A 22,578-nucleotide genomic window follows, 5' to 3' on the forward strand; every position below is an offset into this window, starting at 1 on the left:
AAGCCGCTTTTATTGTTTGTTAACGTTTTGAAGCATCAGCGGTGGTGTTATTCGATGTTAGATTCGATAAACCACAGGAATTTATCCAGGTCGCGGGAGGCGGCGGTCAGGATATCTGCAGTATCATCATCTTTTGCTTCACCGATGGCTTTACGTACATCATTGGCGACAATTGCATAACGATCCGCCAGCTCTTTCAGGTGATCCTGAACGTTGTGGATGTCCAGCGGGTAGCTTTTCAGCGGTGTTTTGCTATTGATAACTTGAGTGGTGCCAAGGGCAACGCCGCCCAGTTGTACCGCGCGTTCAGCCATGGTATCCAGATGATCGATCAGAGCGGTACGGAAGCCATCCAGCATTTCATGTACGGCAATGAAGTTAGCGCCGCGCATATTCCAGTGTGCCTGTTTGGTAATCAACGAAAGATCAATAAACTGGATAACCTGACGATTCAGCAACTCTACTGTCGCTTTTTTCTCGCTGTCAGAGACATCGTTGCGGGTATAAAGCAGATTGGTCGCTTTTGATTTAACTAATTTAGCGGTACTCATAATTTCATATCCTCTTGATGTTATGTCCCAGTAATTAACGAGACTAAGTATAGCACCGGCTATGTGTTCCGCTATTCTGGCTGTTCCTATCACACTAATAGTGGTAACAAGCGTGAAAGATAAAACCGGCTAAAATACAGTGGCTTATATATTCCAATAAGAACGATTCTTATTTATTTGTTCACCAGGAATTTTCGGAATAAATATGCTTTTGTGTAGTCAGATATATAAGGATGTGGCAGGTGAAAATTAGCGAAATATTCTGCATGGTTATGCATAACCATGCAGAATTGTAAATTTAATTAATATCTATTTCTTCTATTTTGCTCTCTTTGCGTGCTGTCAGCGTGGAGCCCATTGAAGCCGCGATGATAGCGCCGAGCGCCAGAATCTGTATTGGCGTCAGCATCTCACCGAGGAAAATCATCCCGGAAATGGCAGCCAGTGCCGGTTCCATGCTCATCAGCGTACCAAATGTCCGCGTCGGCAAACGGGTGAGGGCAATCATCTCCAGCGAGTAGGGCAGAGCGGTCGAGAGAATTGCGACAGCTAAACCTAATGGAACAACCGACCAATGCCAGAGAGCCTCTCCAGCCTGTAACGCGCCGATTGGCACGAAAATTAATGCCGCAATCAGCGAACCGATCGCCACCGTCGCAGGGCCGTGTTCAGCACCGGCACGTTGCCCACTTAATATGTAGATAGCCCAACAAGCACCGGCACCGAGCGCCAGCGCACAGCCGGTTAAATCGACATGGGAAACATCTTGCCCCAGCGGCAGCAGGAACCACAGACCGAGCACTGCCAGCAAAACCCAAACGAAATCTACCGGGCGACGAGAGGAGAACAGCGCCACCGCCAGTGGCCCGGTGAACTCCAGCGCAACTGCAATTCCCAGAGGTACAGTCTGAATAGAGAGATAAAAGAGATAGTTCATCCCACCCAGAGATACACCGTAAAACAACAGCGGCAACCGTTGTTCTCGGGCAAAACGCAGCCGCCACGGTTTAAAGAAAGCGACAAGAATCAATGTTCCCAGCGCAAGGCGCAGTGCAGTCACGCCAGGCGCGCCAACCAGTGGAAAAAGTGATTTTGCTAATGAAGCCCCACCCTGAATAGACGCCATGGCAACGAGCAATATGACTATTGGTAACCAGACCGGCATTTTACGTAATGACCCTGGCATCTTTTCTCCCATAAAGTTGTATAGCAAGGTAAAGCGTGGAGTGTACTGGATGTACCAGTGGCTGGTTGAGCATTTGTTGAAAAATTTTTCCCCATTTTGGCTAAAATGCGCCAGGATTGATGGATTCATCAGTTTGCTGATTAAGAATAATCTGGATGAGAGAGTGTGAATATATGCGTAATACTTACGCTGTTCACTGAAAAAGTGATTTAAATTTAGATGGATAGCGGCAAATGGAAACGTTCTGTTACACGAAATGGCCCGTTAGACATCACAAATCGCGAAGAGTTTCCCATTAATTTTTGATATATTTAAAACTTAGGACTTATTTGAATCACATTTGAGGTGGTTATGAAAAAAATTGCATGTCTTTCAGCACTGGCCGCAGTTCTGGCTTTCACCGCAGGTACTTCCGTAGCTGCTACTTCTACCGTAACTGGTGGTTATGCACAGAGCGACGCTCAGGGCAAAATGAACAAAATGGGCGGTTTCAACCTGAAATACCGCTATGAAGAAGACAACAGCCCGCTGGGTGTGATCGGTTCTTTCACTTACACCGAGAAAAGCCGTACTGCAAGCTCTGGTGACTACAACAAAACCCAGTACTACGGCATCACTGCTGGTCCGGCTTACCGCATTAACGACTGGGCAAGCATCTACGGTGTAGTGGGTGTGGGCTATGGTAAATTCCAGACCACTGAATACCCGATCTACAAACATGACACCAGCGACTACGGCTTCTCCTACGGCGCGGGTCTGCAGTTCAACCCAATCGAAAACGTTGCTCTGGACTTCTCTTACGAGCAGAGCCGTATTCGTAACGTTGACGTAGGCACCTGGATTGCCGGTGTTGGTTACCGCTTCTAATCACTTCGGTGATATAAAAAATCCGCCTCTCGGGGCGGATTTTTTTATCTTAAGATTTGGGATCGAATATATCGGTTCCGAGATGGTTGTAATCCACCTTCTGTAACTGGAAGTTAGTGATGTATATCGGCCCGGCTTTCTTCTCAGAGATAAACGGGTAATTGATGTTGATCTCCTTCGCTTTAATCCCTGTCCATTGAGAGAAAAAACCTAAGAAGTCATTGGCTGAACGGCGGGCTTTAATTATCCGGTGCGCTTTATCGTCGCTGGAAATGACCATAAAAGGCACCTGGAAATTTTGCTGATATTTATCGTCATGAGCCAGATATTGCACTTCTTTACCGCGTTCTTTAAAGGCCAGACCGTGGTCAGAAAAGTAAACCAGCGAGAAACTGCTACCGCTGTTGCGTAACTGGTCATAGAGTTTGCGCAGTAAATCGTCCGTTTGCGTCATGGTGTAGAGATAGCACGACGTCTCTTTCGATTGCACAAAGGTTTCGTATTTGCCTTGTGTCCGGTCGCAGGCCTGCGGATGTGAGCCCATCAGATGCAAAACAATCAGTTGCGGTTGCGAGTGTTCTTGCGCCAGCACCTGAGCGGTCATGTCCAGTAACGCTTCGTCTTTGGTGTTCTTATCTGCTTCAAAATTACCTTCTTTCAGGAAGTGCACTTCATCTGCACGTTTGGCAATGCTGGCGATGGCGGTATCGTACTCACCAATTTGTCCCTGATTGGAAAACCACCAGGTCTGAAAACCTGCGCGGTTGGCAAGGGTGACAAAGTTATCCTGAAATTGTGGCTTGCCATCGACGACGCGGTTAAGCGTTAAGCCAAGCGATTTTTGCGTGGAGCCGCTGGCGGCAATGTAGTCAGCGAAGATCAGACCGTTAACGCTGCTGGCAAACGGGGTGTTGTTCCAGTGACCGCCAAAGGCACCGAGAGCGTCGCGACGTACGCTTTCACCGATCACCACCACATAGGTCTGATATTTCGGTTTAACTGCAGTAACCGTCCAGGTATCTTTCATCCCGGAAAGTTTTGCCATCCGCTCTTGCTCTTCAATCACCTCGTTATTGTTGACGATGACATCCTTAGCGAAACGAAATACCGGATAGCCAGTATCCTTCAATTTAAATACGCCGCCCCAGGCCAGGTTTTGCACGGGAGCAACTAAAAATGTCGCCACACTGAATACCAGACACAGGCTGTCGAAGGTATTCCAGCGCGCTTTTTCATTCTCTTTTTTTCGCCTGATTGCTATTACGCCGAGCGCAAAAATAAATAAGCCGATCAGGTAGCTGTACCACGGAAAAATCGTCAGGATTTCGGTCGACTCTTCCATATTGGTGGAGTGCAATGCCAGCAATGTATTGAAATTAGGCGCGCCGTAGGCCTGAGCAAAAGGGAAATAACAAGCCGCCACCAGCGAACTGACACCGACCAGAACTTTTTGTACGCGAGGCAATGTTCGCCATAGCAAAAGCAAAATAGCCGTAAACGCAGCGGTGTAGAGCAAACTGAAGGGATAACCTAAGCCGAGATTAATTAATAGCGACTGTAAAAAGTAGAACGCAGTCCACGGGCTAAATACCCGGCTACGGGTAACAAGCGATTCTTTGAGGGTTAAATTCATATGCCACTATCGTAACAAACGCCATGTGCTTACCCTGGCGTCAAGGGTCAATACCTGCAAGAGTGCGTGAAGAGGGGAAAAGGGTCCGCATCCGCGAGCCGCAATATACGCAGGGCTGCAAGAAGATAGAGCGAGCCGCCGTTCAGGTCAACTACTGACGAACAAATCTTTTGCGAAGGGGATTGTAAATCCGACAAAAAGTGGGGGTTTTCAGGCAGAAACTATTTATGCCTGCAATAACGCAGGAGTGAAGCGGCGTACCGCGACGCCGCTATTTATCGGAAGGTTTATCTTGCTGCGGTTTATTGTTGACCATATCGCACAACATAGAGAGCAGCATTAACCGTACTTTAAAGGGAGAATGACTAAACACGCGCATACACCTCTTGAACTCATTCATAAGACCTCCTGACTTGCTAATCCCGTCGATCCATGAGGGATGATTGCATTACATACAGATATAGCACAGGCTATATTATATAGCTATTGCTAAAACGTTAATTTTTTGTGCCTTCGCAACTCTGGTTTACAATGTGCGCACGAAATGAGAACGCTATATATGTGTCACCATAATGAGGAAGCACAATGAGTCGTCGCGCAGGTACGCCAACAGCAAAAAAAGTGACGCAGTTAGTGAACGTGGAAGAACACGTTGAAGGGTTTCGCCAGGTCAGAGAAGCGCATCGCCGTGAACTTATTGACGATTATGTTGAGCTGATATCTGACCTGATAAGAGAAGTGGGGGAAGCCCGTCAGGTGGACATGGCTGCTCGTCTGGGCGTTTCGCAACCGACGGTGGCTAAAATGCTTAAGCGGCTGGCAACCATGGGACTGATTGAGATGATCCCGTGGCGTGGTGTGTTTTTAACGGCGGAAGGGGAGAAGCTGGCGCAGGAAAGCCGCGAGCGCCATCAGATAGTCGAAAATTTCTTGCTGGTGTTGGGCGTCAGCCCGGAAATTGCCCGTCGTGACGCGGAGGGTATGGAACACCATGTGAGTGAAGAGACGCTGGACGCCTTTCGTTTGTTTACCCAGAAACACGGTGCCAAATGAGCCTGCCTTTTTTACGCACGCTGCAAGGCGATCGCTTTTTTCAGTTATTAATTCTCGTTGGTATCGGATTAAGTTTTTTTGTTCCCTTTGCGCCGAAATCCTGGCCTGCTGCTATCGACTGGCACACCATCATTACTTTAAGTGGCCTGATGCTGCTGACCAAAGGTGTTGAATTAAGCGGTTATTTTGATGTGCTGGGGCGCAAAATGGTGCGCCGTTTTGCTACTGAGCGTCGGCTGGCGATGTTTATGGTACTGGCGGCGGCGCTGCTTTCTACCTTTCTGACCAACGATGTCGCGCTGTTTATTGTTGTCCCGCTGACCATCACGCTGAAAAGACTGTGTGAGATCCCGGTTAATCGGCTGATTATTTTTGAGGCGCTGGCAGTGAATGCCGGATCGCTGCTGACGCCGATTGGTAATCCGCAAAATATCCTTATCTGGGGACGTTCGGGTCTTTCGTTTGCCGGTTTTATTGCACAGATGGCACCGCTGGCTGGTGCGATGATGCTGACATTGCTGCTGCTGTGCTGGTGTTGTTTTCCTGGAAAGGCGCTGCAATATCATACGGGGACGCAAACGCCGGAGTGGAAACCACGGCTGGTGTGGAGTTGTCTGGGGCTGTATATCGTCTTCCTTACGGCGCTGGAGTTGAAACAAGAGCTGTGGGGGCTGGTGATTGTGGCGGCGGGCTTTGCGCTGCTGGCACGTCGCGTGGTGCTCAGTGTGGACTGGACGTTGCTGCTGGTGTTTATGGCGATGTTTATCGACGTCCATTTACTGACCCAGCTTCCGGCGTTGCAAGGCGTGTTGAGTAACGTGAGTCATTTATCCGAACCCGGATTATGGGTAACGGCGATTGGTTTATCGCAGGTGATCAGTAACGTGCCGAGTACTATTTTGCTGCTGAACTATGTGCCGCCGTCGTTGCTGCTGGCATGGGCGGTTAACGTAGGTGGTTTTGGCTTGTTACCGGGATCGCTGGCAAATTTGATTGCGCTACGGATGGCGAACGATCGTCGTATCTGGTGGCGTTTCCATCTTTATTCGATACCAATGCTGTTGTGGGCGGCGCTGGTAGGATTCGTTTTGTTAGTTATGCTCCCGGCAGTGTAAGAGCTGGCAAATAAAAAGGCGGATTATGAGTCCGCCTTGTGCTTTAAGTTTTAAAGATTAATTCAGACGAACCGGCATCCCGGAACGGTTTTGAATAGCCTGATCCAGAACAGCCTGGTCAACATCTGGCTGACCGGTCACTGTCTGCACGCTCTTGGTTAGCGTAATTGGCACAATTTCCTGACCTTCAAACTGAGCTTCGGTAGTAGACAGCGGATTATGGACTTCAATATAACGGCTGCCGTCCGGCTCGGTGGTGGCTTTTACCGGCTCATCAATAAACTGTACGCGAGTACCGACCGGCACTTTCTCGAACAGGAATTTGATGTCTTCGTTACGCAGACGCACACAACCGTGGCTTACGCGCAGGCCGATACCAAAGTTGGCGTTGGTGCCGTGGATAGCGTACAGGCGACCGATATACAGTGCATACAGTCCCATCGGGTTATCCGGGCCAGCCGGAACGACAGCCGGAAGCGGTTCGCCCGCAGCGCGGTATTCTGCATGCATTTTAGCGGTCGGCGTCCAGGTCGGGCCTGCTTTCTTACGCTCTACTTTGGTGGTCCAGTTGATAGGCGTGTCTTTACCTAACTGACCAATGCCGATCGGCAGTACGATAACGGTGTTAGTCCCTTTCGGATAGTAATACAGACGCATCTCTGCGCTGTTAATCACAATGCCTTCATGAACAGTGTCCGGCAGGATCAGTTGCTGCGGGATGTTCAGTACGGTGCCGCCTTTCGGCAGGAAGGTATCCACACCAGGGTTCGCTTCCATCATATTGGAAAGCCCCATCTGATACTCAGCCGCAAAGTACTCCAGCGGCTGAGTGTTACCTTCAGGGATAGTGATCACCTGATTCTGACCAACCAGGCGACTCCCGTCGGTTGGCAGAGGATAAGTTACCGCTGAAGCGGTACTGCAAAAGCCGACAACAGCGAAGGCCGCTGCGAATAACGTTTTCAATTTCATATTCATGTTAAGCGAGATTTCGTGCCTGGCAGGCCATTAGGTTGAGAATATTAGAGTATTGGAAGCGCATTATATGTTCATTCCAGCTAACAGTGAAATCAGATGTGTACGAAATCACATTTTTTGCCTTTGGGAAGAGTGTAGACCTTAAGCGGGGGACGGGATCTTCTTTCAGATTTATGGCATAATGCGCGGTTTGTCATATCTCTTTTCAGGATACGCCTGTGTTAGTTTCCAGTAACGTCACCATGCAGTTCGGCAGTAAGCCGTTGTTTGAAAACATTTCCGTCAAATTTGGCGGCGGCAACCGTTACGGCCTGATTGGCGCGAACGGTAGTGGTAAATCCACCTTTATGAAGATTCTCGGCGGCGACTTAGAGCCGACGCTGGGTAACGTTTCCCTCGATCCCAACGAGCGCATTGGTAAACTGCGTCAGGATCAATTTGCCTTTGAAGAGTTCACCGTGCTGGATACGGTGATCATGGGGCATAAAGAGTTGTGGGAAGTGAAGCAGGAGCGCGACCGCATCTATGCTTTGCCGGAAATGAGCGAAGAAGATGGCTATAAAGTTGCCGATCTGGAAGTGAAATACGGCGAAATGGACGGTTACTCTGCGGAAGCTCGCGCTGGTGAACTGTTGCTTGGCGTGGGAATTCCAGTGGAACAACACTACGGCCCGATGAGTGAAGTTGCTCCCGGCTGGAAGCTGCGTGTGCTGCTGGCGCAGGCGCTGTTTGCTGATCCAGACATTCTCCTGCTCGACGAACCAACCAACAACCTCGACATCGATACCATTCGCTGGCTGGAGCAGGTGCTGAACGAGCGTGACAGTACCATGATCATCATCTCGCACGACCGTCACTTCCTGAACATGGTTTGTACCCACATGGCGGATCTGGATTACGGCGAACTGCGCGTTTATCCGGGCAACTACGATGAGTACATGACGGCGGCGACGCAGGCACGCGAACGTCTGCTGGCTGATAACGCCAAGAAGAAAGCGCAGATTGCCGAGCTGCAATCTTTCGTTAGCCGCTTTAGCGCCAACGCCTCGAAATCTCGTCAGGCAACTTCGCGTGCGCGTCAGATTGATAAAATCAAACTGGAAGAGGTGAAAGCCTCCAGCCGTCAGAACCCGTTCATCCGTTTTGAGCAGGATAAGAAACTGTTCCGTAACGCGCTGGAAGTGGAAGGGCTGACCAAAGGGTTTGATAACGGTCCGCTGTTTAAAAATCTCAACCTGCTGCTGGAAGTGGGTGAAAAACTGGCGGTACTCGGCACCAACGGCGTCGGTAAATCGACCTTGCTGAAAACGCTGGTGGGTGATCTGGAACCGGATAGTGGCACCGTAAAATGGTCAGAGAACGCGCGCATTGGTTACTACGCGCAGGATCACGAATATGAGTTCGATAATGACCTGACCGTGTTTGAATGGATGAGCCAGTGGAAGCAGGAAGGCGATGACGAGCAGGCGGTGCGCAGCATTCTCGGTCGCTTATTGTTCAGTCAGGATGACATCAAAAAGCCTGCCAAAGTGCTTTCCGGTGGTGAAAAAGGCCGTATGTTGTTTGGTAAGTTAATGATGCAGAAACCGAACATTCTGATCATGGACGAACCGACCAACCACCTGGATATGGAATCCATCGAGTCACTGAACATGGCGCTGGAACTGTATCAGGGCACGCTGATCTTTGTTTCACACGACCGTGAGTTCGTAAGCTCCCTGGCGACCCGCATTCTGGAAATCACGCCGGAACGCGTGATTGACTTTAGCGGTAATTACGAAGATTACCTGCGTAGTAAAGGAATCGAGTAAGTTATAGTCAGTAGCCCTGGTTATGTCAGGGCTACTGATGACAAATACAAGATTGCTATCAGGCCTACGTAGACCCTGCAATATATTGAATCTGAAGGGCTTTGTAGGCCGGATAAGGCGTTAACGCCGCATCCGGCATGAAGAAAGCGCACTTTGTCAGCAATCTGAGCAACATCGAACCTACTTTCTTAACCTCACATCAATTCACTTCCACTAATCCATCACTTCTCAAACATCCATGCCCAGCGCGCGTTTACCGTGAACGTTCAGATCCTCCAGCGTAAAACGACCTTGCCAGTTTGTTTCATAATCTTCCCGCGGGAAATCCCCCGGCGAGATGCCTTTTTCCAGTGCCTCTTTGACCTTGTGCGCATAAGCCCGGTTCTTCTCGCACATCGGCGCGGCAGGAATATACATCACGTTCCCCCAGCCCTGTTGATTGTCTACCGGTGCGACACAGTGGATCACATCGCAGTGCCACCAGACAGAATCCCCCGCTGTTATTGCCGGAATTGACGTTAGTGCTTTCATCAATAAGGGGTGCCATTTTTCAGAAACAGGCAGAACTTTACCAGGCGCGACTCCGCACAGCTCGTCGTCCGGCACGTCATCCAACAGCGGGCGTAATAAAACATACGCCATCGCTTCCGGGATCGGCACCACATGCAACAACCCCTGGCCTGGTAACATATCGGAAAGTGCCGTCCAGCCCTGGAACGTGCGGAACACGGAACATTTGGTAGTGTTATCGACGGTGTATTCTTCTACATCGGTACGGTGTGCTGCATCCCACGGATCGTAATCATCAAAATTACCGTTGAAAACATGGGCAAAAACGCGCTGATAAGCGGGTAATAACCAGCGTTCCAGTGCGCCAGAATCAGTGTGTGCGCCCAGACCTTTGGACGTCGTGCCCGGTGGGCGACGGCGGATCCTGTCTGGATAGATTACGCTGACATCGGGATCAAACCATTGTTTGCCGTTGCTTTCAGACTTCCACAGGCGGTTAAGGAAAGATTGCACCGCAGCCATATTGTCGCTCTGCCGCGCCTGCATCTGTGCCTGTGACCAGTAAATGGGATAGATTTCGGGGCGAGACGCCTCCAGCGAGCCGAAAAAGCTGTCACCGGGACCTTTATAAACATCATCAAAGTGATTGGCATCAAGGTAGTTGAGCATTGCGCGATCCCACGCCAGCGCCTGCTCGCGGGGGAAATGGCCTTTTATTACCGCGCAGCCGCGACGTTTTATCTCATTGCGCGTGGCTTCACTCACTGTACCTGCTGCAATGTCGCTATAAGGAACTTCCGGCCAAACCGGCAGTCCTTGCGCTTTCAGTGCGTCTATTTCTGCTACACGCGCTTCGATTTTTGCAGAGAGTTTATCGAAGACCTGTTGTACATCGCCGATCTGTTTTCGCAGCTCCGCTTTCATCTCACGGATAGCTGTTTTTGCATCTGTTGGCAGCGTCTCATAGGTAAAAGTCATATCAACCTCACAACTTTCGTTCGAAATCAAAAATGATTACGATTGATACTTTAAGTTAAAAATAAGTTAACGCAAGATGAAAATCTTGAGTTAGTGCACAAGGTGAGCAAAAAAGAGAGATGCCGGAGCGGTCACTCCGGCCGGGAGAAGATTACTTATTGAAAGGAGTGGTGCTATCCAGCACCGCCTGAATCACATTCAGCGCGCCTTCATGATTATTATCATCGGTAGCGTAACGGGCGATTTGTTTAATGTTTTCCGCAGCATTGCCCATTGCAAAGGAATAATGTGCCATTTTAAGCATCTCTGCGTCGTTACCGCTGTCGCCAATCGCTACCACATTTTGCGGCGACAGACCCCAGCGTTTTAACAACCGCGAAATACCATTTGCTTTATGCAGGCCGGGAATAATCAGGTCGATAAAACCCGCGCCACTGGTGACAGGTTTCATAATGCCATCGAGCGCAACGTGCAGTTTGTCGACAACCAGCGGGATTTGTTCATCCGGCAGGTTGAGCGAAAACTTAAAAAGCACGTCATCAATCTCCTGGTAATCCTTCACAGGTTTCAGTCGATGGTAGTGTTTTTCCATCAGTGCGACGAATGCTTCCGGCGCATTTTCACTGATGTATGCGCTTTGCAGACCACAGGCGACAAAATTGAGTTGTTTATCCTTCAGCAGTTCACCAATGACAATTCTGGATTCATGCCGGGTCAGTTCACCGTGGAACAACTGCTTGCCATGTTCGTAGACCAGCGCGCCATTTTCCGCGACAAAAGAGATTTCATCTTTTAGCTCAGGAAAGAAGGAAATAAGCTGGTAATACTGGTTACCACTGGCGACAACGAACTCAATGTCGCGCTTTTTCAGTTCCTGATACTGCGCCATAAAACGTGACTGGTTGTACATTTTGGCGTCGTTAAGAAAAGTACCGTCCATATCGCAAACGATAACTTTTACAGTCATAAAAGTGCTCCCGGCAATTAATGCAAACGCCACAGTGTAATGACAATGTGATGCGGAGCACAAACTAATTTCGAATGAAAGCGAGAGTAAAATTGATTTCGTGAATGTTTTAGCCCGGCGGCGACGCCGGGCTGAGGGGATTACAGCATGTGTTCAGTACGGGCGATGATATCGTCCTGTGCGTCAGGAGAGAGCGCGGTGAAGAAGGCGGAATAGCCCGCGACACGCACTACCAGATCGCGGTACTGATCAGGATGTTTTTTCGCTTCCAGCAATGTTTCTCGGGAAACAATGTTGTACTGAATATGCCAGCCTTTGTGCACTTCGAAGAAGGTGCGCAGCAGGATCATCAGTTTCTGCTTGTCAGATTCGTTCTCCAGCGTCGCCGGGTTCAGTTTCTGATTGAGCAACACACCGCCGAGAATCGCTGCCGTAGGCAGTTTACCCACGGAGCCAATGACCGCCGTTGGGCCGAGATGGTCAGTTCCGGAGGCCGGGCTTGCGCCTTCTGCCAGCGGGGTATGCGCTTTACGTCCGTCCGGCGTTGCCATCGTCTGCGCGCCAAACGGTACGTTGGCGGAAATAGATGATGTACCTGCGTAATAGTTGCCGCCAACTGGACCACGACCATAGCGCGGGTTATGGTACTGTTTCAGTTCGTCGATATAGGTCTGATAAGCGCGAGCCAGCAGCGTATCGACGCTATCATCGTCGTTGCCGTACTTCGGCGCGCCGTTAATCAGACGCTGACGCAGTTGCTCGTGAGTCAGACCTTCGAAGTCTTCCGCCAGTGCGGCAGCCAGTTGTTGCTGACCAATCGCACCCTGTTCAAATACCAGTTTCTTCACTGCCGCCAGGCTGTTGCCGAGGTTGGCAATGCCGACCTGCAGGCCAGAAACCCAGTCATATTTCGCGCCGCCTTGCTTGATACTTTTCGCTCGCTCAATGCAGTCATCCACCAGCGCCGAGCAGAGAATATCGTGCACGTTCTCTTCCAGCATGGTGTCGACGACATATTCGATTTCGATTGATTTGCGGGTGTAGTAACGGATTTGCGTATCCCACGCGTCCATTACTTCATCGAAGTTGTTGAAGTTACCCGCTGACAACGCTTTTTCTTGTGGCAGGAACACTTTGCCGCTGGTGGCATCACGACCGCCTTCCAGCGCCGCCAGCATCACGCGGGCGAAGTTGATAAAGCTCATGCCGGTGCAGCGATAGCCCCATTTACCGCCGACGGCGGTTTCGATACAGCCAATCGCTGCGTAATCGTAAGCGTCCTGCGGTTCAATACCGAGTTTGATAAATTCCGGGATCACGATTTCGTCGTTGTTGAACGCGGGCATCCCGAAGCCGCAGCGGATCACCTGTACACAGGCATCGAGGAAATCGTTACTCATTCCTGCATGGTAGCGCACGCTGAGGTTAGGCTGAGTGGAGCGCAGACGACCGCAGGATTCAAGGATCGCGTAAGATAGCGGATTCACTGCGTCCATCGGTTGACCATCAACCAGATTTTGCCCACCAATGGTGACGTTCTGATACAGCGGGCTACCCGCAGAGGCTTTCGAGTGCGAGCCGGAGCGGATCTTGTTCACTTCCAGCAGTTTCAGCCAGCAGCTATGCAGCATCTCGATGGCGTGTTCGCGATCCAGCGTCTGGTTGAGTTCAACGTCGCGGCGATAGTACGGGTACAGATACTGGTCCATACGACCAAACGATACTGAGTGACCGTTTGATTCAATCTGCAAAATCAACTGGATGAAGTAGCACAGTTGCAGCGCCTGCCAGAAAGTTTGCGGCGGCTGGTGGGCGATAAGGTCGCAGTTTTCTGCTATCGCCAGCAGTTCATCACGACGGCTTTCGCGAGTTTCGGTGGCTGCCATTTCACGCGCCAGAGCAGCGAAACGTTCAATGTGTTCACTGACTGCCACCAGCACGATATCAATGGCTTTCAGGAACTGCTCGCCGTGCAGATCTTCCAGTACCGTCAGGTTGATACGCGAGCGACGCTCCGCCACTTTCTCGCGCAGACCATCAAGCCCTTTTTCCAGCAGCAGCGGGAAATTCACCGCCAGGTGCGCATCGCCGGAGGTCATATTGCCTTCTGCTTTAATGATACCGGTCGCCAGCAGGCCTTTTTGCTCATCGGTAAACATGCCGTAGCAGCGATCCTGTACCGTCTGACCGCGCCACCACGGGCAGACTTCATGCAGAACGCGTTTGTTCTCTTCGCTCACCGCAAAACCAGCACCCGGACGATCCGCCAGATCATCAATCTCTTTTTCGATCCAGGAGACGGTATATTCCGGGAAGATCGGCGCGGCACGAACTTCGCTTGCCTGGTTGCCGATGATCAACTCATCGTGTTTGATCCAGATGGTGCGATTCGCCAGGTGATGCGCCAGCGCCAGCGCGCGACGTACCGGGATTGGCTTATCGAGATGTTGTTGATACATCTCGGTATAGTGCTGTGCGCGCTCGGTACAAACCGGCGGTTTCACAATATGCACCAGCGCATTTTTGTGCGCTTTAATGCGGTCGCTGAGCGTGTCCAGTTTCAGTGTTGTCATGGTTGTTATCCTCGTAAAGTCGCGGTTAACCCTTTCTGGCAGGCATACTGCTGGGCAAAGTCGAGCAGTTCTGGCGCATCAAGCGGTTTTTCCGGGGCGTCATAGGGCAGATTAAGTAAGTGATATTTGTTGATGCCCAGCGTGTGGTAGGGCAGGAAATGGATTTCGCCAACGTGCAGCTCGTCGGCGGCAAAATCGGTAATGGCTTTCACAGAGGTTTCATCGGCATTAAAGCCCTGAATCAGCGGTACGCGGATGATGATTTTTTTGCCCGCCGCAGCGAGTTTTTTCAGGTTATCCAGCACTCTGGCGGCGTTACCGTCGGTCCACTGTTTAAACGGTGCGTCGGCGACGTGTTTTAAATCGGCAAGAAACAGATCGATATAGGGCAGAGAAGGGGCGATATATTTCCACGGCACATGCAGGCAGGTTTCTACCGCAGTATGAATGCCGGCCTCGTGGCTGGCTTGCAGTAGCGCCATCGCCATTTCCGGCTGCATAAACGGTTCACCGCCAGAAAGCGTTAATCCGCCGCCGCTGCGATCGTAAAACGGTTTATCGCGCAGAACGGTCGCCATGATCTCCTCAACGCTTTTCACTTCGCCGCACACGGTTAACGCCTGTGTCGGGCAGCAGTCGGTTAACGCCGTCAGATGTTCAGGGGTGAACTTTTCCCGATGGATAAGCAGGCCATTCAGCGTGCGCTCAATCACTTCCGGGGCGGCCTTAGCACACAGCTCGCAGCCCTCCAGGCACAGACGCGCGTCATACAGCAGATCCTGCGTGCGGGCGCGGCTTTCTGGGTTCTGACACCAGCGGCAACCCAGCGAGCAACCTTTCAGAAAAACCACTGTGCGAATGCCGGGACCGTCGTGGGTCGAGTAGCGTTGAATATTGAAGATCATAGATGCCTCTCTGTTTCGTTCAAACATTAAATTACTTTCGAATGAAAGTTATGTTGATGTGCGTCAACTGTTCAGAGAGTTTTCTCGTGGTAGTCTGGTTTCAGACAAAAGTACATTTTGAGGATGGTTATGGAACTGTATCTGGATACTTCAGACGTTGCTGCAGTGAAGGCGCTGGCGCGCGTTTTTCCGCTGGCGGGTGTGACCACTAACCCAAGCATTATCGCTGCGGGTAAAAAAACGCTGGACGTTGTGCTTCCGGAACTTCATGAAGCTATGGGCGGTCAGGGGCGTTTGTTTGCCCAGGTAATGTCTACCACTGCTGAAGGCATGGTGAACGATGCGCGCAAACTACGTTCTATCATTGCGGATATCGTGGTGAAAGTACCGGTGACCGCCGAGGGGCTGGCAGCTATCAAAATGTTAAAAGCGGAAGGGATCCCGACGCTGGGCACGGCGGTGTATGGCGCAGCACAAGGGCTGTTGTCGGCGCTGGCGGGCGCGGAATATGTTGCGCCTTACGTCAACCGTATTGATGCTCAGGGGGGGAGCGGTATTCAAACCGTGACCGATTTGCATCAGTTACTGAAAATGCATGCGCCACAGGCGAAAGTGTTAGCCGCGAGTTTCAAAACCCCGCGTCAGGCGCTGGATTGTTTACTGGCAGGATGTGAATCAATCACCCTGCCGCTGGATGTGGCGCAGCAGATGATTAGCTATCCGGCGGTTGATGCTGCCGTGGCGAAGTTTGAGCAGGACTGGCAGGGCGCGTTTGGCAGAACGTCGATTTAACAGGATGTTCTGCATCCTCATAAATTGCTTATGACGTGGCGGAGTGCACCGACGCCTGCCGCGTCTTATCAGGCCTGGAGGCGACAATTACTGCCCGCAAACCTCACATCCCGCATTGCGCATCAGTTTCATTTCGCGGAACTGACAGGTCATCGCATCGTACATCACGATTTTTCCGCTGGCAGGTTTGCCATAACCTGCCAGCAGTTTGATCGCTTCCATTGCCTGCAACGAACCAATTACACCAATCAACGGCGCCATCACACCTGCTTCCACGCAGGTTAGCGCGTTCTCGCCAAACAAACGGCTAAGGCAGCGGTAGCAAGGCTCGCCGTCCTGATAAGTAAAGACGGTGATTTGCCCTTCCATACGAATTGCTGCTCCGGAAACCAGCGGCACCTTTGCGGCAAAACAGCCAGCGTTCAGTTGATTACGTACCGCTACGTTATCCGTACAGTCGAGCACCAGATCGTGTTCAGCAATCAACGCTGCAAGCTCAGCGTCATCAAGCAACGCATTCACCGGCGTAATCGAGATATGGGGATTGATCCGTGCCAGGGCATCACGAGCAGATTCAACCTTCGGTTGCCCGACCGTAGCGTCACTGTGTAGCGTCTGGCGTTGCAGATTCGAGAGCGAAACAGTGTCGAAGTCGAGCAGCGTCAGGTTACCAACACCGGCGCTTGCCAGATACTGCGAGGCTGCGCAGCCGAGTCCACCAAGGCCGACGACCAGCACGCTAGAATCTTTTAACGCTTCCTGACCGTCAAAATCAAAACCACGCAGGATGATTTGCCGGTTGTAGCGCAGCATCTCCTGATCGCTGAGTTCCGCCATTACAGGCCTCCGAATAACGCGTTAAATGGCTCGACTTCCACCCATTCGCCCACTTCCACATTGCCGCGATCGCGTTCCAGCACGATAAAACAGTTGCCGAGGCTAAAGGAGCTAAATATATGTGAGCCCTGATGCCCGGTAGTGGTGACTTCCAGTTCTCCGTTGGCATTGCGTTGCAGCACACCACGCTGGAAATCAAGACGACCAGGCGTTTTCTTGAGGCGAGAAGCCGTGCGTACGCGCTGACGCGCGGGCAGGCCGCTGGCGGTGTTGCCGCTTAATTTTGCCAGTAACGGTTGTACCAGTTGGTAGAAGGTTAGCGTTGCTGAAACTGGATTACCCGGCAGGCCGCAGAACCAGCTATTGCCGAGTTTACCGAACGCGAACGGTTTACCCGGTTTAATCGCCAGCTTCCAGAAGGCAATTTCACCCAGCTCTTCGAGAATGGTTTTGGTGTAATCTGCTTCACCCACTGAAACTCCGCCGGAACTGATCACCACATCCGCCTGGCTGTCGGCTTCAATAAATGCTGTGCGCAAGGCATGGGGATCGTCGCGGATAATCCCTAAGTTGATCACCTCGCAACCCAGTTGTTCTAACATCAGGTGTACGGCGAGACGGTTGGTATCGTAGATTTGACCGTCGCCCAGCGGCTGACCTGGCAACTGGAGTTCATCACCGGTGGAAAACAGCGCCACACGCACTTTGCGAATCACCGGAACTTCGGCAATTCCCAGCGAAGCAATCACCGGCAGCTCAGCGGTAGTCAGGCGAGTACCCGCCGGGAAAACAACCGCACCTGCAGAGATATCTTCACCGCGACGACGAATATTTTGCCCGCTACGCACTTCAGCGGTAAAACGTACCCCTGCGTCTGTTTGTTCGGTCTGTTCCTGCATGACCACCGCTTCGCAGCCTTCCGGCACTGGCGCACCGGTCATAATGCGGATACAGGTGCCAGCAGGCCATTCACCATGATACGGCTGACCGGCAAACGATTTGCCAGCAACAGAAAGCGGTTGCCCGGAGGCGATATCGGCTAAGCGAACCGCGTAGCCGTCCATTGCCGAGTTATCAAATCCAGGGACATCGAGCGGCGAAACCACATCGCTCGCCAGAATACGACCAAAACACTGAACCAGTGGCAGCGTTTCCTGGGCAGTCAAAGGGGTAACGCGAGAAAGCATCTCATTAAGCGCGGTGTCGAGCGACATCAAACCGGTGGTAAATTCCATGAAAACACTCCTGCGGGGCAAAATCGAATCCGCCTATTATGTCAGAAAAACGCCACGGACTGTATGCCACCTCGGTCGTAGAGCGGGCTCCTGCCTTTACATGCCATATACATCTTTCTATATTCAAAAATTGAATGAATAATTCATAAAAATTCTGATATTTATAGCAAAGTGGCGAGCCACCCTTAATGGACGAATACTATGGGCAAAGCAGTGATTGCAATTCACGGCGGCGCAGGCGCAATTAGCCGCGCACAGATGAGTCTGCAACAGGAATTACGCTACATTGAGGCACTGTCAGCCATTGTCGAAACTGGACAGAAAATGCTCGAAGCGGGCGCAAGTGCGCTGGATGCAGTGACGGAAGCCGTGCGCTTGCTGGAAGAGTGTCCATTGTTTAACGCCGGAACTGGCGCTGTCTTTACGCGTGATGAAACCCATGAGCTCGACGCCTGCGTGATGGATGGCAACACCCTGAAAGCCGGTGCTGTGGCGGGCGTCAGTCATCTGCGTAATCCGGTTCTTGCCGCCCGTCTGGTGATGGAACAAAGCCCGCATGTGATGATGATAGGTGAGGGCGCAGAAAATTTTGCTTTTGCTCATGGCATGGAGCGCGTCTCGCCGGAGATTTTCTCCACGCCTTTGCGTTATGAACAATTGCTGGCGGCGCGTGAGGAAGGGGAAACGCTCCTTGACCATAGTGGCGCACCGTTGGATGAACAACAGAAAATGGGCACTGTGGGAGCTGTGGCGTTGGATCTCCATGGCAATCTGGCGGCTGCCACGTCCACGGGGGGAATGACCAATAAATTACCTGGTCGGGTCGGCGACAGCCCGCTGGTTGGCGCCGGGTGCTACGCCAATAACGCCAACGTGGCAGTTTCTTGTACCGGCACGGGCGAAGTCTTCATTCGCGCGCTGGCGGCGTATGACATTGCCGCGTTGATGGATTACGGCGGATTAAGCCTCGCACAAGCCTGCGAGCGGGTCGTTATGGAAAAACTCCCTGCGCTCGGCGGCAGTGGCGGTCTAATCGCTATCGATCACGAAGGTAACGTCGCGCTACCTTTTAACACCGAGGGAATGTATCGCGCCTGGGGCTACGCAGGCGATACGCCAACCACCGGTATCTATCGTGAAAAAGGGGACGCCGTTGCCACACAGTGATGAGCTTGATGCCGGTGATGTGCTGGCGGTTGATAATCTCAATATTGCCTTTATGCAGGACCAGCAGAAAGTGGCTGCGGTTCGCGGTCTCTCTTTTAGCCTGCGACGTGGTGAGACGCTGGCGATTGTTGGAGAGTCCGGTTCCGGCAAGTCAGTCACAGCTCTGGCGCTGATGCGTCTGTTAGAACAGGCGGGGGGGCTGGTGCAGTGCGACAAAATGTTATTGCGGCGCCGCAGTCGTGAGGTGATTGAGCTTAGTGAGCAGAGTTCCCGGCAAATGCAGCATATACGCGGTGCGGATATGGCGATGATTTTCCAGGAGCCAATGACGTCGCTAAATCCGGTATTTACCGTGGGCGAGCAGATTGCCGAGTCTATCCGTCTGCATCAGAACGCCAGTCGTGAAGACGCGATGGCGGAGGCGAAACGGATGCTGGATCAGGTTCGCATCCCGGAAGCGCAAACCATTCTTTCGCGTTATCCGCATCAACTCTCCGGTGGGATGCGCCAGCGGGTGATGATTGCCATGGCGCTGTCATGTCGCCCGGCGGTGCTGATAGCCGATGAGCCGACGACCGCACTGGACGTCACCATTCAGGCGCAGATCCTGCAATTAATCAAAGTGTTGCAAAAAGAGATGTCGATGGGCGTCATCTTTATCACTCACGACATGGGCGTGGTGGCGGAGATTGCCGATCGGGTACTGGTGATGTATCAGGGCGAGGCGGTGGAAACGGGCAGCGTCGAACAGATTTTTCATGCGCCACAGCATCCTTATACCCGTGCGCTATTGGCTGCTGTTCCGCAGCTTGGCGCGATGAGAGGGCAAGATTATCCCCGACGTTTCCCGTTGATATCGCTTGAACATCCGACTAAACAGGAACGCCCTGTCGAGCAGAAAACGGTAGTTGATGGCGAACCTGTTTTACAGGTGCGTAATCTGGTCACCCGTTTCCCTTTGCGTAGTGGGTTGTTGAATCGCGTAACGCGGGAAGTGCACGCCGTTGAAAAGGTTAGTTTTGATCTCTGGCCGGGTGAAACGTTGTCGCTGGTGGGGGAGTCTGGCAGTGGCAAATCCACCACCGGACGGGCGCTGTTGCGCCTGGTTGAAAGCCAGGGCGGCGAAATTATCTTCAACGGTCAGCGAATTGATACTCTGTCACCCGGCAAACTTCAGGCATTGCGCCGCGATATTCAGTTCATTTTTCAGGATCCTTACGCCTCACTGGATCCACGCCAGACGATCGGTGATTCGATCATAGAACCGCTGCGTGTTCATGGGTTATTGCAGGGTAAAGACGCTGCTGCACGCGTTGCGTGGCTACTGGAACGCGTTGGTCTGTTACCCGAACATGCGTGGCGCTACCCGCATGAGTTTTCCGGCGGTCAGCGTCAGCGTATCTGTATTGCCCGTGCGCTTGCGTTGAATCCCAAAGTCATTATTGCCGATGAAGCCGTGTCGGCGCTGGATGTTTCTATTCGCGGGCAGATTATCAACTTGTTGCTCGATCTCCAGCGTGATTTCGGTATTGCATATCTGTTTATCTCCCACGATATGGCGGTCGTGGAGCGGATCAGCCATCGTGTAGCGGTGATGTATCTCGGGCAAATTGTCGAAATAGGCCCCCGGCGCGCGATCTTTGAAAATCCGCAGCACCCTTATACGCGTAAATTACTGGCGGCAGTTCCGGTTGCTGAACCATCCCGACTGCGGCCACAGCGCGTACTGCTATCGGACGATCTTCCCAGCAATATTTATCAGCGTGGCGAAGAGGTTGCAGCCGTCTCGTTGCAATGCGTCGGGCCGGGGCATTACGTCGCACAACCACAATCAGAATACGCATTCATGCGTAGATAACATTCAGGCGGAGAATCAAATGGCAAGAGCTGTACACCGTAGTGGGTTAGTGGCGCTGGGTATTGTCACAGCGTTGATGGCATCTTGTGCATTCGCTGCCAAAGATGTGGTTGTGGCGGTGGGATCGAACTTCACCACCCTCGACCCGTATGACGCGAATGACACGTTGTCACAGGCCGTGGCGAAATCGTTTTACCAGGGGCTGTTCGGTCTGGATAAAGAGATGAAGCTGAAAAATGTGCTGGCGGAGAGTTATACCGTCTCCGGCGACGGCCTCACTTATACCGTGAAATTGCGTGAAGGGATTAAGTTCCAGGACGGCACCGACTTCAACGCGGCGGCGGTAAAAGCGAATCTGGATCGGGCCAGTGACCCAGCGAATCATCTTAAACGCTATAACCTGTACAAGAATATTGCCAAAACTGAAGCGGTCGACCCGACAACGGTGAAGATTACGCTTAAGCAGCCGTTCTCAGCGTTTATTAATATTCTTGCCCATCCGGCGACAGCGATGATTTCTCCGGCGGCGCTGGAAAAATATGGCACGGAGATCGGCTTTCATCCGGTCGGCACCGGGCCGTATGAACTGGATACCTGGAATCAGACCGATTTTGTGAAGGTCAAAAAATTCACTGGTTACTGGCAGTCGGGACTGCCCAAACTGGACAGCATTACCTGGCGTCCGGTGGCGGATAACAACACCCGTGCGGCCATGCTGCAAACCGGTGAAGCGCAGTTTGCTTTCCCCATTCCCTACGAGCAGGCCGCGCTGCTGGAGAAAAACAAAAATATCGAGCTGATGGCCAGTCCGTCGATTATGCAGCGTTATATCAGTATGAATGTGACGCAAAAGCCATTCGATAACCCGAAGGTACGTGAGGCGCTGAATTATGCCATCAACCGTCCGGCGCTGGTGAAAGTCGCGTTTGCGGGATATGCAACGCCCGCCACTGGCGTGGTGCCGCCGAGTATCGCCTACGCGCAAAGTTACCAACCGTGGCCTTACGATCCGGCAAAAGCGCGCGCATTACTCAAAGAGGCGGGATATCCCAACGGTTTCAGTACCACGCTGTGGTCGTCGCATAACCACAGCACCGCGCAGAAAGTGCTGCAATTTACCCAGCAGCAGTTAGCGCAGGTAGGGATTAAAGCCCAGGTGACGGCGATGGATGCCGGACAGCGGGCGGCAGAAGTAGAAGGTAAAGGGCAAAAAGAGAGTGGCGTGCGACTGTTCTATACCGGCTGGTCGGCTTCGACCGGCGAAGCTGACTGGGCGTTATCGCCGCTGTTTGCGTCACAGAACTGGCCACCGACGCTGTTTAATACTGCGTTTTACAGCAATAAACAGGTAGATGACTACCTGGCTCAGGCACTGAAAACTAACGATCCGGCGGAAAAGACCCGCTTGTATAAGGCGGCGCAGGATATCATCTGGCAAGAGTCGCCGTGGGTTCCGCTGGTGGTCGAAAAACTGGTGTCGGCACACAGTAAAAATCTGACCGGTTTTTGGATCATGCCAGACACCGGCTTCAGCTTTGAAGATGCGGACTTGCAATAAGCAA

General features: G+C 52.0%; 20 protein-coding genes. 9 read left to right on the forward strand and 11 right to left on the reverse strand.

Annotated features, from left to right (window positions below; translation table 11 throughout):
* Positions 1–47: 47 nt before the first annotated feature.
* On the reverse strand, positions 48–551 hold the full coding sequence (gene dps, locus A7589_RS13495) for a DNA starvation/stationary phase protection protein Dps (protein ID WP_000100800.1): 504 nt from the start codon (positions 549–551) through the stop codon (positions 48–50).
* Between the two features lie 298 nt (positions 552–849).
* Positions 850–1,737 carry a threonine/homoserine exporter RhtA gene (gene rhtA, locus A7589_RS13500; protein ID WP_010351217.1) on the reverse strand — a complete coding sequence of 296 codons (888 nt, stop codon included), beginning with the start codon at positions 1,735–1,737 and terminating at the stop codon, positions 850–852.
* 233 nt (positions 1,738–1,970) lie between these two features.
* Here rhtA and A7589_RS22840 point away from each other — a divergent pair, with 233 nt between their 5' ends.
* The gene (locus tag A7589_RS22840; RefSeq protein ID WP_123056750.1) at positions 1,971–2,036 is read left to right on the forward strand and encodes a hypothetical protein; all 66 of its coding nucleotides are present in this window, start codon (positions 1,971–1,973) and stop codon (positions 2,034–2,036) included.
* 52 nt (positions 2,037–2,088) lie between these two features.
* Complete coding sequence (gene ompX, locus A7589_RS13505; RefSeq protein WP_010351215.1) at positions 2,089–2,604, forward strand: outer membrane protein OmpX; 516 nt, start codon at positions 2,089–2,091, stop codon at positions 2,602–2,604.
* Positions 2,605–2,653: 49 nt separating this feature from the next.
* On the opposite strand, the gene opgE is transcribed toward ompX, so the two are convergent.
* Positions 2,654–4,237, reverse strand: coding sequence for a phosphoethanolamine transferase (gene opgE, locus A7589_RS13510; protein WP_108188884.1), 1,584 nt, complete (start codon positions 4,235–4,237; stop codon positions 2,654–2,656).
* Positions 4,238–4,508: 271 nt separating this feature from the next.
* Positions 4,509–4,637 carry a manganase accumulation protein MntS gene (gene mntS / locus A7589_RS13515; protein WP_001001761.1) on the reverse strand — a complete coding sequence of 43 codons (129 nt, stop codon included), beginning with the start codon at positions 4,635–4,637 and terminating at the stop codon, positions 4,509–4,511.
* Between the two features lie 185 nt (positions 4,638–4,822).
* Here mntS and mntR point away from each other — a divergent pair, with 185 nt between their 5' ends.
* Both mntR and A7589_RS13525 read left to right on the forward strand, forming a co-directional pair.
* On the forward strand, positions 4,823–5,290 hold the full coding sequence (mntR, locus tag A7589_RS13520; protein ID WP_000091016.1) for a manganese-binding transcriptional regulator MntR: 468 nt from the start codon (positions 4,823–4,825) through the stop codon (positions 5,288–5,290).
* The gene (locus tag A7589_RS13525; RefSeq protein WP_108188885.1) at positions 5,287–6,405 is read left to right on the forward strand and encodes an anion transporter; all 1,119 of its coding nucleotides are present in this window, start codon (positions 5,287–5,289) and stop codon (positions 6,403–6,405) included. Before mntR ends, A7589_RS13525 begins: the two co-directional genes overlap by 4 nt.
* Positions 6,406–6,462: 57 nt before the next feature.
* Here A7589_RS13525 and ldtB read toward each other — a convergent pair whose 3' ends face one another.
* The gene (gene ldtB, locus A7589_RS13530; RefSeq protein ID WP_001056379.1) at positions 6,463–7,383 is read right to left on the reverse strand and encodes a L,D-transpeptidase; all 921 of its coding nucleotides are present in this window, start codon (positions 7,381–7,383) and stop codon (positions 6,463–6,465) included.
* Between the two features lie 218 nt (positions 7,384–7,601).
* On the opposite strand from ldtB, the gene A7589_RS13535 reads away from it, so the two are divergent.
* Positions 7,602–9,194, forward strand: a complete 1,593-nt coding sequence (locus tag A7589_RS13535) for an ABC-F family ATPase (protein ID WP_000961452.1) — start codon at positions 7,602–7,604, stop codon at positions 9,192–9,194.
* Between the two features lie 228 nt (positions 9,195–9,422).
* On the opposite strand, the gene A7589_RS13540 is transcribed toward A7589_RS13535, so the two are convergent.
* The 4 genes from A7589_RS13540 to A7589_RS13555 all read right to left on the reverse strand — a co-directional run bounded on the left by A7589_RS13540 (position 9,423) and on the right by A7589_RS13555 (position 15,127).
* The gene (locus tag A7589_RS13540) at positions 9,423–10,682 is read right to left on the reverse strand and encodes a DUF1479 domain-containing protein (protein ID WP_000144771.1); all 1,260 of its coding nucleotides are present in this window, start codon (positions 10,680–10,682) and stop codon (positions 9,423–9,425) included.
* 151 nt (positions 10,683–10,833) lie between these two features.
* Positions 10,834–11,649, reverse strand: a complete 816-nt coding sequence (gene ybiV / locus A7589_RS13545) for a sugar-phosphatase YbiV (RefSeq protein WP_000216899.1) — start codon at positions 11,647–11,649, stop codon at positions 10,834–10,836.
* A 140-nt stretch (positions 11,650–11,789) separates the two neighbouring features.
* On the reverse strand, positions 11,790–14,222 hold the full coding sequence (locus tag A7589_RS13550; RefSeq protein WP_000209333.1) for a glycyl radical protein: 2,433 nt from the start codon (positions 14,220–14,222) through the stop codon (positions 11,790–11,792).
* A gap of 5 nt (positions 14,223–14,227) precedes the next feature.
* A complete protein-coding gene (locus A7589_RS13555; RefSeq protein WP_000576967.1) occupies positions 14,228–15,127 on the reverse strand; it encodes a glycyl-radical enzyme activating protein in 900 nt (299 codons plus the stop codon).
* A gap of 129 nt (positions 15,128–15,256) precedes the next feature.
* Between A7589_RS13555 and fsa the strand changes: the two genes are divergently transcribed.
* Positions 15,257–15,919 carry a fructose-6-phosphate aldolase gene (gene fsa, locus A7589_RS13560; protein ID WP_000424887.1) on the forward strand — a complete coding sequence of 221 codons (663 nt, stop codon included), beginning with the start codon at positions 15,257–15,259 and terminating at the stop codon, positions 15,917–15,919.
* Between the two features lie 87 nt (positions 15,920–16,006).
* On the opposite strand, the gene moeB is transcribed toward fsa, so the two are convergent.
* Positions 16,007–16,756 carry a molybdopterin-synthase adenylyltransferase MoeB gene (gene moeB / locus A7589_RS13565; RefSeq protein ID WP_000829264.1) on the reverse strand — a complete coding sequence of 250 codons (750 nt, stop codon included), beginning with the start codon at positions 16,754–16,756 and terminating at the stop codon, positions 16,007–16,009.
* Positions 16,756–17,991, reverse strand: coding sequence for a molybdopterin molybdotransferase MoeA (gene moeA / locus A7589_RS13570; protein WP_000397376.1), 1,236 nt, complete (start codon positions 17,989–17,991; stop codon positions 16,756–16,758). The genes moeB and moeA overlap by 1 nt, the downstream gene beginning before the upstream one ends.
* Before the next feature lie 201 nt (positions 17,992–18,192).
* On the opposite strand from moeA, the gene iaaA reads away from it, so the two are divergent.
* The 3 genes from iaaA to gsiB are packed head-to-tail and all read left to right on the forward strand — an operon-like array spanning position 18,193 to position 22,574.
* Positions 18,193–19,158 carry a beta-aspartyl-peptidase gene (gene iaaA / locus A7589_RS13575; RefSeq protein WP_000513751.1) on the forward strand — a complete coding sequence of 322 codons (966 nt, stop codon included), beginning with the start codon at positions 18,193–18,195 and terminating at the stop codon, positions 19,156–19,158.
* Positions 19,145–21,016: a glutathione ABC transporter ATP-binding protein GsiA gene (gene gsiA / locus A7589_RS13580; protein ID WP_010354772.1), complete on the forward strand. Its 1,872-nt coding sequence runs from the start codon at positions 19,145–19,147 to the stop codon at positions 21,014–21,016. The genes iaaA and gsiA overlap by 14 nt, the downstream gene beginning before the upstream one ends.
* 19 nt (positions 21,017–21,035) lie before the next feature.
* The gene (gene gsiB / locus A7589_RS13585) at positions 21,036–22,574 is read left to right on the forward strand and encodes a glutathione ABC transporter substrate-binding protein GsiB (protein ID WP_000090189.1); all 1,539 of its coding nucleotides are present in this window, start codon (positions 21,036–21,038) and stop codon (positions 22,572–22,574) included.
* Positions 22,575–22,578 lie beyond the last annotated feature (4 nt).

The sequence above is a fragment of the Escherichia sp. MOD1-EC6475 genome (assembly GCF_003046645.1).
In the GTDB taxonomy this organism is placed as follows: domain Bacteria; phylum Pseudomonadota; class Gammaproteobacteria; order Enterobacterales; family Enterobacteriaceae; genus Escherichia; species Escherichia ruysiae.

What these genes read in the sequence shown, in the direction of transcription:
- opgE (WP_108188884.1), bottom strand. Translation starts at nt 4,237, where the DNA reads ATGAATTTAACCCTCAAAGAATCGCTTGTTACCCGTAGCCGGGTATTT.
- moeA (WP_000397376.1), bottom strand. Translation starts at nt 17,991, where the DNA reads ATGGAATTTACCACCGGTTTGATGTCGCTCGACACCGCGCTTAATGAG.
- mntR (WP_000091016.1), top strand. Translation starts at nt 4,823, where the DNA reads ATGAGTCGTCGCGCAGGTACGCCAACAGCAAAAAAAGTGACGCAGTTA.
- mntS (WP_001001761.1), bottom strand. Translation starts at nt 4,637, where the DNA reads ATGAATGAGTTCAAGAGGTGTATGCGCGTGTTTAGTCATTCTCCCTTT.
- ldtB (WP_001056379.1), bottom strand. Translation starts at nt 7,383, where the DNA reads ATGAATATGAAATTGAAAACGTTATTCGCAGCGGCCTTCGCTGTTGTC.
- ybiV (WP_000216899.1), bottom strand. Translation starts at nt 11,649, where the DNA reads ATGACTGTAAAAGTTATCGTTTGCGATATGGACGGTACTTTTCTTAAC.
- iaaA (WP_000513751.1), top strand. Translation starts at nt 18,193, where the DNA reads ATGGGCAAAGCAGTGATTGCAATTCACGGCGGCGCAGGCGCAATTAGC.
- A7589_RS13525 (WP_108188885.1), top strand. Translation starts at nt 5,287, where the DNA reads ATGAGCCTGCCTTTTTTACGCACGCTGCAAGGCGATCGCTTTTTTCAG.
- rhtA (WP_010351217.1), bottom strand. Translation starts at nt 1,737, where the DNA reads ATGCCAGGGTCATTACGTAAAATGCCGGTCTGGTTACCAATAGTCATA.
- gsiB (WP_000090189.1), top strand. Translation starts at nt 21,036, where the DNA reads ATGGCAAGAGCTGTACACCGTAGTGGGTTAGTGGCGCTGGGTATTGTC.
- A7589_RS13550 (WP_000209333.1), bottom strand. Translation starts at nt 14,222, where the DNA reads ATGACAACACTGAAACTGGACACGCTCAGCGACCGCATTAAAGCGCAC.
- A7589_RS13555 (WP_000576967.1), bottom strand. Translation starts at nt 15,127, where the DNA reads ATGATCTTCAATATTCAACGCTACTCGACCCACGACGGTCCCGGCATT.
- fsa (WP_000424887.1), top strand. Translation starts at nt 15,257, where the DNA reads ATGGAACTGTATCTGGATACTTCAGACGTTGCTGCAGTGAAGGCGCTG.
- dps (WP_000100800.1), bottom strand. Translation starts at nt 551, where the DNA reads ATGAGTACCGCTAAATTAGTTAAATCAAAAGCGACCAATCTGCTTTAT.
- ompX (WP_010351215.1), top strand. Translation starts at nt 2,089, where the DNA reads ATGAAAAAAATTGCATGTCTTTCAGCACTGGCCGCAGTTCTGGCTTTC.
- A7589_RS13540 (WP_000144771.1), bottom strand. Translation starts at nt 10,682, where the DNA reads ATGACTTTTACCTATGAGACGCTGCCAACAGATGCAAAAACAGCTATC.
- moeB (WP_000829264.1), bottom strand. Translation starts at nt 16,756, where the DNA reads ATGGCGGAACTCAGCGATCAGGAGATGCTGCGCTACAACCGGCAAATC.